The following is a 12,887-nucleotide window of genomic DNA, read 5'->3' on the forward strand; positions in this document are numbered from 1 at the left end:
TTCCTGGTGCGCTCCGGCGTCCTGACCTCGGTGCATGCCTTTGCCAGCGACCCGAGCCGCGGCGTCTTCATTCTCTGCATCCTCTTGATCTTCATCGGCGGGGCGCTGTCGCTCTTTGCCTTCCGCGCGCCCCTCCTGTCGGCCGGCGGCCTGTTTGCACCGATCTCGCGAGAGGGGGCGCTCGTCGTCAACAACCTGATCCTGACGGTTGCCTGCGGCACGGTCCTGACCGGCACGCTCTATCCGCTGGTCTTGGAGACGCTGACCGGCGACAAGATCTCCGTCGGTCCGCCCTTCTTCAACCTGACCTTCGGCCTGTTGATGGCGCCGCTCTTGATCGTCGTGCCGTTCGGGCCGCTGCTTGCCTGGAAGCGCGGCGATCTGCTCGGCGCCCTGCAGCGGCTCTATGTCGTCGCCGGTCTGGCTTTCGTCGCAGCCCTCGTCTTCTTCTATCTCGAACATGGCGGCCCGGTCATGGCCGTGCTCGGCATTGCCGCCGGCCTGTTCCTGATCTTGGGCGCTGCTGCCGACCTCTGGTATCGCGCCGGCATCGGCAAGGTGAAGGCGGATATCGCCTGGCGGCGGTTCTCCGGCCTGCCGCGCTCGGCCTTCGGCACGGCACTTGCCCATGCCGGACTTGGCGTGACAGTGCTCGGCATTGTTGCCGTCACCACCTTCCAGACCGAACATGTGGTCGAGATGAAGCAGGGCCAGTCGACCGATGCCGGCGGCTACAGCATTGTCTTCGACGGCATGCAGCCGGCCACCGGCCCCAACTATACCGAGGACCGCGGCCATTTCTCGATCCGCCGCGGCGGCGCAGAAGTTGCCGATGTCTGGTCGGCCAAGCGGCTCTATACCGCAAGGCAGATGCCGACGACGGAGGCAGGCATCCTGACCTTCGGCCTCAGCCAGCTCTATGTCTCGCTGGGGGACGCCACCCATGATGGCGGCATTGTCGTGCGCATCTGGTGGAAGCCGTTCATCCTGTGCATCTGGGGTGGGACCTTGATCATGGCCCTCGGCGGCTTCGTCTCGCTGACCGACCGGCGTCTGCGTGTCGGTGCGCCGAGCAGGAAGCCAAAGGTGAAGCCGGCGGCCCCCGCCATGGAGCCGGCGGAATGATAAGGCGTTTCCTCCTCGTCCTGGCGCTCATGCTGGCGGCCGCACCGGCCTTCGCGGTCAACCCCGACGAGATGCTCTCCGATCCCGCCCTCGAAGCCCGGGCGCGAACACTGTCTGCCGAACTGCGCTGCATGGTCTGCCAGAACCAGTCGATCGACGATTCCAATGCCGATCTCGCCAAGGACCTGCGCCTGCTGGTGCGCGAGCGCATCACCGATGGCGATAGTGACGAACAGGTGCTGAACTACATCGTCTCGCGCTACGGGGAATTCGTGCTGCTCAAACCGCGCTTCAGCCTGCGCACGCTGCTGCTCTGGGGGGTACCCGTGCTGCTGATCCTCGCAGGTGGCGTTTCGCTTATCGTCTTTGCCCGCAAGCGGGCCGGCAAACCCACCGGCAGCAAACTCACGGACGAAGAGCAGGCCAGGCTCGCCGAGCTGCTCAATCAGACACCGCGACTTTGAGGGAGGTCAAGGTCAGCTCGTCCAAGCCATCCTACTCTCATGGCACCAAATGTTTCCGGAAAGGGAGGTGCACACATGCAGGCCAAGGACATTATGACGAGCAACGTGGTTTCGATCAGCCCTGCGGCAGGGATCCGCCATGCCGTCGCAGTGATGATGCAAAACAACATCAGCGGGCTGCCTGTCGTTGACGACGAAGGGCGGATCTGCGGAATTCTGACCGAAGGCGACCTGCTGCTGCGGCGCGAGATCCGGCTTGCGCCGCGCACCGCGCGTAACGCGGAAATCACGTCCGATGTCGATCTCGACCGCTACATTCGCGGCAACGGCTGGTCTGTCAGAGATATCATGTCACGCGACGTCATCGTCGCCAGCCCCGACAGCGAGGTTTCGGATATTGCCGAAAGCCTCGAGGTCCATCGCATCAAGCGTATTCCGATCGTCGACGCCGGACGGCTCGTCGGGATCGTCAGCCGGCGCGATATCCTCGCTTTGATCGCGGACGCACCGACGCTCAGGTTGCCGCGCGAGGACGACGCGATCCTTCTGGCGGTTCGCGCACGCCTGAAATACGATCTCGGCCTGACGCCGCAAAGGATCCGCGTCTCCGTCCATAACGGGCAGATCACGCTCGAAGGAAATGTGGAGACCGATTTGCAGCGCCGCGCTGTACTGGCGCTCGTCGAGAATCTCGGATCGGGAGGCTGCCTCGATCGATTGCAGCTTGCCGCAGATTGAGATCCGGAAAAGCGGTCGCAACAGGCTTAAGCCAAAGCCACTGATCAGTCGCAGACCAAGGGCTTCCGGTCAGCCGCCGGCAGCCAATGCCTTGTCGAGTGCAGGACCGATGCCTGCCGACAGGGCCTTGTCGTCGAGTGGACCGACCTGCTTGAACAGAATGCGGCCGTCGCGGTCGATGACGAAGGTCTCCGGCACGCCGTAGACACCCCAATCGATCGCCTCCCTTCCGGTCGGATCGACCCCGATGGCAGCATAGGGGTTTCCGTTGTCGCGCAAGAAGGCGGCGGCCTCCTCGGCATTGTCCTTGTAATTGATGCCCATCAGCCTGACGCGGGGGTCCTTCGACAGCCGCATGAGCGCGGCATGTTCCTGCCGGCAGGGATTGCACCAGGACGCGAACACGTTGACTATCGCGACCTGGCCGGCAAGCCCGCCATCTTGAAGTCCGGGAGACTGTAGCCCGGCAAGCGGCGGCAGATCGATCGCGGGATGTGTCTGACCGATCAGTGCGGAAGGGAGGGCGGAGGGCGAATATCCTTCCATCGCCTCCCGATAAAGCATGCGCCCCGCGGCTCCGGCGATCGTCGCAAAGACGAGCAGCGGCACGGCGGCCAAGACATAGCGCCGCATCCAGCGAGCCTCGCGACCAGCGCGATGCCTGATCTTCGCGACCGCCTTGACCTGCCGGCGATAGGTGCGGCCGCGAAACCAGGTTGTGACGCTGATGGCGATCATGACGGAGAATGCGACCATATAGGCTGCCAACACATATTCCTGATGTGTCATTTCAATGTTCCCTTTCTGCTGCGACCCGTGCGGCCAAGCGGTGATGCGACATGAGTTTCCGCCGCCAGATTTCGTTCCTGATCGAAGCCATGTGGAGGGTGAAAAAGAGTGCCGTGAAGGCCAGGCCCATGGTCAGGAGCGGGCGAAGGAATTCGATGTCGAGAGCGGGGCCATCCAGCCTGAGCACGCTTGCCGGCTGATGCAATGTGTTCCACCAGTCGACCGAGAACTTGATGATCGGAATATTGACGAAGCCCACGAGAATGAGAACCGCCGTGACACGAGCGGCGCGCGTCGGTTCGTCGATTGCGCGGTTGATCGCCAATAGCCCGAGATACATCAGGAAAAGCACGAACATCGAGGTCAGGCGTGCGTCCCACACCCACCAGGTTCCCCACATCGGCTTGCCCCAGATCGCGCCTGTGACGAGCGACACGAAGGTAAAGGCAGCGCCGATTGGCGCAGCGGCGCGCGCGGCGACATCAGCAAGCGGATGGCGCCATACCAGGGAGCCAACGGCGTTTGCGGTCATCACCGTATAGCAGAGCATTGCCATCCATGCCGCCGGGACATGGACATACATGATCCTGACGGTCTCGCCCTGCTGGTAATCGCCATCGGAGACGAAACTTAGATAAAGGCCGATGACGAAACAGAGAGCTGTTACCATGCAAAGTCCTGGTAAGGCCCGGTCGGCCAGTTCCAGGAATCTCGCAGGCTGCGCAAGCCCGGTTATGATGTCTTTGATGTGTCCGACGTAGGTCATGGCCCGCTCTAGCGTCCATCGTCGTCAGGCCAATTGACCCGGATCAAACTGGATCAATGGTGCGCTCATGTGGCTCTTATTTTGCTTTTCTGCCATTACATTCCGAGCTCGGACCGCGGGCGCACCAGCGCCTGTCGCGACATATCGGCGAGACTTTCCGCCGCGGCAACGCTCTGGCGGAACCGCCGGGTAGTTGATCGCGATCAAAGACGGCCGCCGCGCCAGGGCCAAAAAGAAGGCATTTCAGTCCCGGAGATCTTCACCTTGAAGATTGCCGCGCACGACCGATCCGCCACTCATCCCGCCGACGCGACTGTCGGCTCCCCACAGCGGTCCGAAAGGAAAAAACGCCGTTTCAGGTCTTGTCCGGCTGCTGCCCCCGTTGCGACCACATCGGGGCTTTGCTCTTATGCGCTCTGGTTTCGCTCGTGGCTGCAGCACTGATTTCGCTTGCGCTGCCGAGAGCGGTCCGCGGGATGATCGACCACGGGTTCGGCCAGTCCGACGATGGCTTCGTCAATAGCTATTTCCTGATGCTTCTCGCTCTTGCCGTCGCGCTCGCCATAGCATGCGCGTGCCGATATTACTTCGTCACCACGTTTGGCGAGCGCATCGTCAGCGACCTGCGCGTTAAGACCTTCCGGAACGTGACACGTCTGCCGGCGCGCTTGTTTGACGCCAGCAAATCGGTCGACATCGCATCCCGGCTGACGGCGGACACCACGCAGATCAAGTCCGCATTGTCGTATCGATCAGTTCGTTTAATTCGGCTGTTATTCGACGCTCAATCATCCTTGCATTTATGGAGAAGCACTCCGCAATTGCCAGGATAGTTCCGCGATTTTCCTTCGAAGACCGATGAAAACGGCTTCTGGCGGTTTAAGCATAGCCGCGCGTCGTCGCATTCCTCGCCGATCTCGCAAGCGACGGTGCAGCGGACCTGTTCATCGACAGCTTGGATTTCTTTACAAATGCGGGAGAGAGTGCAACCGTCGTTGATCTTGTACTGAGGGCGGTCGACGTCCCGGGGTCCGCCTGGCAGGGCCGGAGCAATCTGCTGCTGTCGTAAAGAAGCTCCTGAAAGGGGAGAACTTCTGGCTGTTCGGATGTGAGCCAGCTTGACAAGCGTGCTCGTCGATGAGAACAAAGAGCGAACCAACCGGAAGGTCACCATTCATGATACGTTTCGCGCCGAAGATAGAGCAGGACGCTGCCCCAGCAATCAAAATTGCAAAGTCGAACGCCAACACACGATCCGACATCAAGCTCTCGGACACTTCCACCACGGCCGTTGAGAACGAAGCCGACAGGATAGACGGCCAGGCTGCCACGACGATATCAGGAACTGCGGTGCCTTCTGCAAAACTCCTTGAGCTATCAGCGGAACTCCCTGCGAAAGGCAGAAAGGCGGGTTCCAGGAAGCGCAAAGAGGTAACAAGCCCCAAGCCGCTCGAAGTCAGCAACCGGGGTCACGATCAAAGCGTTGGCGATTTGCTGCTCGACCTCTGACGATATGCTTCGAGTGCCAGTGCTGAAGAGCGTTCGCGCGGTCTATAATCCTCCTCGGATTTTTCAGGGCTCACGCAGCTTGCGTAGAATGACCCGCGATCAATTCCATCTTGCAAAGCTCATCGATAGTTTGGCGCCGGCGGATAAGCCGGGAGTTTTCTCCGTCCATGAGATATTCGGCAGCATGAAGCCGGCTGTTGTAGTTTGACGACATCGACGCGCCATAGGCACCCGTTCCGTGGAAAACGAGCAAGTCGCCGACCTCGGCAGGAGGGAGCGCCCGCGTCTCAACCACGCCATCCGCCCCTTGCGTGAATACGTCTCCCGATTCGCAGAGCGGGCCTGCTACGACAGTAGGACGTAGCTTAGATGGGCTGAGGCTTCGACCATCGTGGGGTAGCACCGAGATCTCGTGATAGCTGCCATAGAGGGCAGGGCGCATCAAGTCGTTGAAACCTGCGTCAACGAGGGTGAAGTGATTTCTGCCGACCTGCTTGGTGGCGCGGACCTCGGCCAGCAGCAAACCGGCTTCTGCCACAAGGAAGCGCCCCGGCTCTATCTCCAGGCGCACGGCATGGCCGAGCCTGCTTTCTGCTTGCCTGCGCACGCTGTCCCACAAGTTGAAATAATGCGCAGTATCGATCGCCCTGTCCCCGTCGCGATAGGGAACTGACAGGCCACCCCCGGCAGAAATCGCCTCGACATCGTGATCCAGATCGCTCAGGAGACCGGTCATCGCATGACAGACCCGCTCGAGATGGCCGTAATCGACGCCGGAGCCGATATGCAGGTGAAGCCCGACGAGATGCAGGCGATAGCGGCGAACCAATTCGACAGCCTGGTTAAGCTCCGCATGCCAGATGCCATGCTTGCTGTTTTCGCCACCCGTATTTGTCTTGTTGCTGTGGCCGTGGCCGAAACCCGGATTGACGCGAAGCCAGACGCGGTGACCGGGCGACAGCTCCCCGAGCTGGTGCAGCATGTCGATGGAGCCGATATTCACCTCGACCTTGTCGTTGACGACGCGGCGCAAAGTCGGGCGGTCGAAAATATCGGCGGTGTAGACGATGCCCGCTGCACCTGAGACGGTCGGGCCGGTGGAAAATCCGGCCCGCTGCGCGCGATCGATTTCGCCGAGCGACACGGAGTCCACAAGCACACCCGCCTCGCGCATGAGGGAGAGGATATGGATGTTGGAGCACGCCTTCTGCGCATAGCGGATCACGTCGAACGCGCCGAGCTGCCTTATCCGATCGCGGATCGTCGGAGCGTCGTAGACCCATAAGGGCGTCCCATGCTGGTGGGCGAGGGGGGTGAGGTCATTGGCAGAGATGATCGGCATGGCGCTGGTTGTCCGTAGATGGCAGCCCACCGAACCGAAGATCGTTTCAAGTTGGGCAATGCGGTTTTCACATGCGGGTTGACCACGAAACCGGGCATATGAAAAATATCAAATTTTCCAAACTATACTCAATTCTGATATGAGGTGGACGTGGCTGTTACCCTTCGACATATCGAGGTCTTCAGGGCTGTGATGACGACAGGCAGCGTCACGGACGCAGCCGTGATGCTGAGTACTTCCCAGCCGACGATCAGCCGGGAGCTGGCACGGTTCGAGCATCTCATCCAGATGAAGCTTTTTGAGCGCGTGCGCGGCCGCCTCCGCCCGACTGCGCACGCTCTGCAATTGCTCGAGGAAGTGCAGCGCGCCTATTTTGGGCTGGACCGGATCATCAGCACGGCGGCGGCGCTGCGCCAGTTCGAGCAGGGGCAGCTCTCCATCGTATGCCTGCCGGTTTTTTCTCAATCGCTCCTGCCGCAGACCTGCCGGCATTTCATCGACCGGTTCCCGAGCGTAGGCATCAGTATCGTTCCGCAGGAGTCGCCTCTGCTGGAGGAATGGTTATCGGCGCAACGCTATGACTTCGGACTGACGGAGGTCGATCATGCCCCCCAGGGCACGGAGGTAACTCCACTCCTGACGCTCGACGAGATTTGCGTGCTGCCGGACGCTCACCCGCTTCTTGAAAAGACCGTTCTCTCACCAGGTGATTTCGAGGGGCAATCCTTTGTCAGCCTGTCGGCGATGGATAGCTACCGGCGGCAGATCGATCAGATTTTTCGAAACGCCGTCATCATGCGGCGCATGATCATCGAGACCCATAGCGCGGCATCCGTATGTTCGATGGTGCGGGAGGGAATTGGCCTGGCCATCGTCAATCCCCTGACGGCCCTGGATTATGCCGGCCACGGCCTACATCTTCGCCGGCTGTCGTTCTCCATCCCGTTTTCGGTCAACATCGTGCGGCCGATCCATCGGCCGCAGTCGCAATTGGTCGAGGTTTTCGGGGCCGAATTGGCCCGGCAAGCAGGGCTGATCGAAAACCGGCTTGCCACCCTCATTGATCCTCGATGACCTCCTGAAGGCGCATGAGATAGCGGCGCGTTGCCGATGCCCTGTCACACGTCATCAGTTCAGCACCGGTTCGCCGGCAGTGATGCGCTGCTCGCCTTCGTCGAACAGGTGGACGCTATCATGGAGCGGAGCGATCCGCAGCACGTCGCCGGGGGCTGCTCTGATCCGCTCCCGGAAGACGCAGCTGATTGTCTGAGTACCAAGACGGGCAACCACCAATGTCTCGGACCCCGTCGGCTCGACAACGGCGGTTGTCACCTCGATGCCGTCGGGGTCGAGTGTGATGTGCTCAGGACGAATGCCGTAGGTGACGGCACCGGACGGGCGCCGCTCACTCGGCAGGATAAGCCCGTCTTCGGTCCGGAAGCCCTCATTCGTCATGTTTCCCTTGATGAAGTTCATGGCAGGGGAGCCAATGAAACCGGCCACGAAGAGGTTGTTGGGGCGGTCGTAGAGTTCGAGCGGCGAGCCCGATTGTTCGATCAGGCCGTCCTTCATCACGACGATCTTGTCTGCCATTGTCATCGCCTCGATCTGGTCGTGCGTGACATAGATCGTCGTGGTCCTCAGCCGCTGATGCAGCTCCTTGATCTCGGATCGCATCTGGACGCGGAGTTTGGCATCGAGGTTCGACAGAGGCTCGTCGAACAGAAAGACGGCGGGATCCCGAACGATCGCGCGACCCATGGCAACACGCTGCCGCTGGCCGCCCGACAGCTGCTTCGGATAGCGCTCCAGGAGCGCCTCCAGGCCGAGGATCTTGGCCGCATTGCCGACACGCTGATCAATCTCCGTCTTCGGCATACGCTTCAGTCGCAGTGAGAAACCCATATTCTTGGCGACCGTCATATGCGGGTAAAGCGCATAGTTCTGGAACACCATGGCGATGTCGCGATCCTTCGGTGCCAGCTCGTTGACGATATGCTTGCCGATCTGGATCTCGCCCGAGCTGATATCCTCAAGACCGGCGATCATTCTGAGCAGGGTGGATTTGCCGCAGCCCGAGGGGCCGACGAGGACGACGAACTCGCCGTCGCGGATATCGACCGATACGCCTTTGATGGCTTTGAACGCACCATAATCCTTGCGCGCACTATTCACTCTAACATGGGCCATTTCCGTCCTCCCAGGTCGCTATCAAAGCTTGTCCAACACGCTTCTGAGGTAGGCGAGGCCAAGGCGTTCACCCTCTTTTCTGGCCTCGAGATCCTTACCCGGCCATCCGTAGGCTGCGTCCTCGTGCTCGATCGAAAGCGTGCCGTCGAAGCCGTTAGTCCGCGCCTGACGCAGGAAGCGCGGCCAGTCGAGAAGGCCCTGACCCGGCAGCTTGTATTGCCACCAGCCCTTGCCGTGATAGCCGACCGCCTGCTGTGTGGCCGCATCGATTGCGGTGTCCTTGGCGTGGAGAATGGCGATGCGGTCCTTGACCGCGTCCATTGCGGCATAGGGATCGACGCCGATGCGGATGAGGTGCGAAGGATCGAATTCGAGACCGAAACGCCGGTCGGGTATCCGCTTGAAGAGTTCCTGCCAGCCCTTTGGCGTGGTTCCGACGAAATTGTCCTTGGGCCCTGGCCAGTTTTCGATCGCGAAGATCAGACCGCTCGACGTCGTCTTGCTGATCAACCGGTTGGTGAATTCGGCAAAATCATCGTAGTTGGTTTCGTCGTCGGCATTGTCGTTGCGTCCGGGAAAGATCACGAAGATCGGCACGCCCGCTTCGCCGATCGCTTCGGCAAATTCCTGCGTGCGGGCGCGAAGTTCGCTGCGCTTGCCGCTGTCGGCATCGAGCTGATTGCCGAAATAGGTGATCGAGGAGACGAAGAGGTTATGGTCGCGGGCAAGTGCTACGGCAGACTGCACCTTGTCCGGTGTCTTGATATGGCCGCCGACATCGATTTCGATTGCATCGAAACCGGCCGACGCTGCGAAATCCACCACTTCCTCGAGCGGCCGGTCGTTGAATGTCGATGTATAAAAACCAATCCTCATCAAATTCTCCCAGTGGCCTTGCCGGCTGTTTCAGTTGTTCAGGCGATCCATGAATTTGAGGGGCGAACGGGTGCGTTGCACAGCATCGGCGGATGCCAGCATCAGGGCCGCCCCCATCGGCATCGCCGCCGCGCCGAGCGCCGAAGCGTCCTCGCCGATCGAAGCGCGATGCAGCGAAGGCAAAGTGGTGTCTCCAGCCGTCAGATGGTCGTGAACGTAGCGTAGCAGCTCGTCGATCATACGGATCGGCAGCCGGCCGCCGATGATGATGGCGTCAGGATCGACGATCATGCCGATATGCTTGACCGCAACGGCAAGGTGCGCGCTCATTTCCTTCAGCCACTTTGACACCAGAGCTTTGCCGTGTGCATCGAGTGTCAGGAGGTCTTGAGGCACGCTTGCATGGACGCCGTGTTCTCCAAGAAACTTGTAGAGGAAAAACATCGTCACCATCTCACCGAGAAGATCGACCTTTGGAGCGGTCTTGTCCCGGTCGTCGGCAATCGGCAGCCATCCGATTTCGCCGCTCAGCGCCATGGCGCCGCGATGGCCATTGCCGTCGAGAACGAGCCCTCCGCCGAGACAGGCATTGATGGCGATATAAAAGAAACTGCGGCTTTCCGCCCCGAGGCCGTAGTCAAGCTCGGCAAGTGCTGCGGCATTGGTCTCATTTTCGATGAAGACCGGATGCTGCGTCAGGTTTTCGATTGCTGCACGCACGTCGAATTCCATCCATTCCGAATAGTCGTCGGGCATGCCGAGGAAGGGAATCTCGCCGAGCCAGTCGGGCATCGCAAGCCCAATGCCGGCCAGGTGCGCGTCGTCGATCAGGCGGCTTCGCTGGAAATGCGATATCGCATCGGCCGTCAGCTGCATGAACTCGGCCGGCCGCACGTAGCGCTTTTCGTGGTGGACGCGGGCACGCACGTTACCGACGGCATCCACAGCCACAATCGTCAGGTGATCGCGATCGATGTTGATGCCGATCGCGAAGAACGCATCGGGGTTGATCTCGAGCTCGATTGCCGGCTGGCCCCTCAGCCCATGCCGCCGGCGGGCCTCGATGATCAGGCCCTCGTCGAGCAGGCGATCGACGATCCGGGCGATCGCCGGCTTGGTGAAGCCGGTCTGCCTGGCGATCTCGGCGCGCGAAATCGGCGCCTGCCGATGGACACAACGCAGCACGACGGCTCTGTTGTGCTCGCCCGCATCCTCGACATTGGCCCCGGTCAGGTCGGAAGACAATCTGGCGCCGGTCGTCTGGTTCATGGGTCGAAATCCTCTATCAGCCACGGACACGCAAACCGACCTTACCCCTTCACCGCGCCACTGGTCATGGCGCCAAGGATCAGCCGCTGGAGCGACAGGAACGCCACGATCGCCGGTACGACGGAGATCAGGCAGGCGGCCGCAAGCAGCTGGATGGACGAGTCGGTCTGCATGCCACGGAAGTTAAAGATCCCGACGCCGATCGGCATCAGATTGTTTTGCGTGAGCAGAAGAAAAGGCACGAGGAATTGCGACCAGCCGGCAATCACGGTGATGATGAAGACCGATGCAATACCCGGCGCCGATAGCGGCAGGACGATCCGCCAGAAGACCGAGAACCGGTTGCATCCGTCGATCATCGCAGCCTCGTCGAGACTGCGCGGAATGCCGTCTATCGTGCTCTTCAGCAGCCACGTTGCGAGCGGCACACCGAGGGCAATGTAGACCATCGTCACCGCAAAATGCGTATCGAGCAGGCCGAGCCGGTTCATGTAGCGGTAGAGCGGCACCATGATGACCAGCGGCGAGATCATCTGGAACAACAAAAGCCCCATCATCGACAGACCTTTGCCCCTGAACTGGAAGCGGGAGAATGCGTAGGCTGCGGGCAGGGCGACGACCAGAACGCCGAAACCACTGAAGGCGGCAAGCTTCAGTCCGTTCCAGAGATAGATCGGGAAGTAGCTGTTGTTGAGGACGGTGACGAAATTATCGATGGTCGGATTGTGCGGGATGTAGCGCGCCACACCACGATAGATTTCACGCCTGTCACGCAAGGCCATCGACAGGAGATAGGAGAGGGGACCGGCAAAGAAGATGAACATCGCCAGCATGAAGAGATAGCTCAGGAAATCGCCGAAGCGCGTGCCGGTACGCCTGCTCATTGCTCTTCCTCCTTCGGCAAGAACGATGCGTAAATGAAGGCAAGTCCGAGGCTGATGATCAGCATCAGCACGGAGAGCACACTTCCGCCGGAAAGGTCGTAATTGCGGAAGACGATGTTGAACACATAGAGCGAGATCACTTCGGTCGCCCGCCCCGGTCCGCCGCCCGTCAATGTGATGATCGCATCGAAAGTGTTGAGCGTCATGATCGTGATGAGGATCATGTTGACGAGCATGGCTGCGCGCAGCTGGGGGAGGGTGATGAAGAGGAACTGTTGCGGGCCTGTTGCGCCGTCGACATCAGCCGCCTCATAGAGCGAGGGGTCAATCGATTTGAGGGCTGCGTACATGACCACCATCGAGAAGGCCGTGCCGCGCCAGATATTCGAGATCAGCGCCGACCACGGGGCGATCGCAGGGTCGGAAAGCCAGGCGACCGTCGGCAGGTGCATGAGCCGCAAGATGCTGTTTAGCGCCCCGTAGGGGGCTTCGGAAAACAGCATCTGCCAGATGATGCCGCCGGCAATCCCCGGTACAACCCAGGCGATGAGCGCCGTGGTGCGCAGGATCGTCGTGCCGAACAGGCCGCGTTTCTCGCCTCTGATGACGACCACGGCAACGGCTAGACCAAATATCTGCTGTCCGATGACGCTGCCGCCGACGAAGATAAGGGTCGCCCACATGATGTCGGGCAGCTGCGGCGAGCTCAGCGCATTCGATATCGTGCCGAGCGTGTAGACCGGATTGTCACCGATCAGCGTCGCATTGGTGAACGAAAGGCGGAAAACGTCGATCACAGGATAGAGGTAGAAGATGCCGATGACGATGATCACAGGCATGATCCAGGGCAACGGAGCCCCGGCAAAACGGCGCATGAACGATCTGCTGTGAGGCGGGCTGGCAACCTCGATGGCAATGGGGCTCATAGGGCTTCT

General features: G+C 60.6%; 14 protein-coding genes. 6 read left to right on the plus strand and 8 right to left on the minus strand.

Annotated elements, in window-relative coordinates; all coding sequences use genetic code 11:
* The 3 genes from AC1DM5_RS32230 to AC1DM5_RS32240 all read left to right on the plus strand — a co-directional run.
* The coding region (locus AC1DM5_RS32230; protein ID WP_477976591.1) for a heme lyase CcmF/NrfE family subunit at positions 1–1,125 on the plus strand (1,125 nt) is incomplete at its 5' end.
* On the plus strand, positions 1,122–1,589 hold the full coding sequence (locus AC1DM5_RS32235) for a cytochrome c-type biogenesis protein (protein ID WP_477976593.1): 468 nt from the start codon (positions 1,122–1,124) through the stop codon (positions 1,587–1,589). The genes AC1DM5_RS32230 and AC1DM5_RS32235, both read left to right, overlap by 4 nt.
* Positions 1,590–1,664: 75 nt before the next feature.
* Complete coding sequence (locus AC1DM5_RS32240; RefSeq protein ID WP_477976595.1) at positions 1,665–2,327, plus strand: CBS domain-containing protein; 663 nt, start codon at positions 1,665–1,667, stop codon at positions 2,325–2,327.
* 69 nt (positions 2,328–2,396) lie between these two features.
* Here AC1DM5_RS32240 and AC1DM5_RS32245 read toward each other — a convergent pair whose 3' ends face one another.
* Positions 2,397–3,116 carry a DsbE family thiol:disulfide interchange protein gene (locus AC1DM5_RS32245; protein ID WP_477822936.1) on the minus strand — a complete coding sequence of 240 codons (720 nt, stop codon included), beginning with the start codon at positions 3,114–3,116 and terminating at the stop codon, positions 2,397–2,399.
* Position 3,117: 1 nt separating this feature from the next.
* Positions 3,118–3,882, minus strand: a complete 765-nt coding sequence (locus tag AC1DM5_RS32250) for a heme ABC transporter permease (protein ID WP_477976597.1) — start codon at positions 3,880–3,882, stop codon at positions 3,118–3,120.
* Between the two features lie 428 nt (positions 3,883–4,310).
* On the opposite strand from AC1DM5_RS32250, the gene AC1DM5_RS32255 reads away from it, so the two are divergent.
* Entirely contained in the window at positions 4,311–4,715 is a 405-nt protein-coding gene (locus AC1DM5_RS32255) for an ABC transporter transmembrane domain-containing protein (RefSeq protein WP_477822937.1), read from the plus strand.
* A gap of 343 nt (positions 4,716–5,058) precedes the next feature.
* Positions 5,059–5,391 carry a hypothetical protein gene (locus AC1DM5_RS32260; protein WP_477822938.1) on the plus strand — a complete coding sequence of 111 codons (333 nt, stop codon included), beginning with the start codon at positions 5,059–5,061 and terminating at the stop codon, positions 5,389–5,391.
* Between the two features lie 70 nt (positions 5,392–5,461).
* Here AC1DM5_RS32260 and lysA read toward each other — a convergent pair whose 3' ends face one another.
* Complete coding sequence (lysA, locus tag AC1DM5_RS32265) at positions 5,462–6,733, minus strand: diaminopimelate decarboxylase (protein WP_477822939.1); 1,272 nt, start codon at positions 6,731–6,733, stop codon at positions 5,462–5,464.
* A gap of 192 nt (positions 6,734–6,925) precedes the next feature.
* Between lysA and AC1DM5_RS32270 the strand changes: the two genes are divergently transcribed.
* Positions 6,926–7,807: a LysR family transcriptional regulator gene (locus AC1DM5_RS32270; protein WP_477822940.1), complete on the plus strand. Its 882-nt coding sequence runs from the start codon at positions 6,926–6,928 to the stop codon at positions 7,805–7,807.
* Between the two features lie 54 nt (positions 7,808–7,861).
* On the opposite strand, the gene AC1DM5_RS32275 is transcribed toward AC1DM5_RS32270, so the two are convergent.
* The 5 genes from AC1DM5_RS32275 to AC1DM5_RS32295 are packed head-to-tail and all read right to left on the minus strand — an operon-like array spanning position 7,862 to position 12,878.
* Complete coding sequence (locus AC1DM5_RS32275) at positions 7,862–8,923, minus strand: ABC transporter ATP-binding protein (RefSeq protein ID WP_477822941.1); 1,062 nt, start codon at positions 8,921–8,923, stop codon at positions 7,862–7,864.
* Between the two features lie 21 nt (positions 8,924–8,944).
* Positions 8,945–9,799 (minus strand): sugar phosphate isomerase/epimerase family protein, encoded by an 855-nt coding sequence (locus AC1DM5_RS32280; protein ID WP_477822942.1) that lies wholly within the window; start codon positions 9,797–9,799, stop codon positions 8,945–8,947.
* 30 nt (positions 9,800–9,829) lie between these two features.
* On the minus strand, positions 9,830–11,068 hold the full coding sequence (locus tag AC1DM5_RS32285) for an ROK family transcriptional regulator (protein WP_477822943.1): 1,239 nt from the start codon (positions 11,066–11,068) through the stop codon (positions 9,830–9,832).
* Between the two features lie 41 nt (positions 11,069–11,109).
* Positions 11,110–11,952 carry a carbohydrate ABC transporter permease gene (locus AC1DM5_RS32290; protein WP_113321265.1) on the minus strand — a complete coding sequence of 281 codons (843 nt, stop codon included), beginning with the start codon at positions 11,950–11,952 and terminating at the stop codon, positions 11,110–11,112.
* Positions 11,949–12,878 (minus strand): carbohydrate ABC transporter permease, encoded by a 930-nt coding sequence (locus tag AC1DM5_RS32295; protein WP_477822944.1) that lies wholly within the window; start codon positions 12,876–12,878, stop codon positions 11,949–11,951. The genes AC1DM5_RS32290 and AC1DM5_RS32295 overlap by 4 nt, the downstream gene beginning before the upstream one ends.
* Positions 12,879–12,887 lie beyond the last annotated feature (9 nt).

The organism is Rhizobium sp. 01T437, from assembly GCF_056398505.1.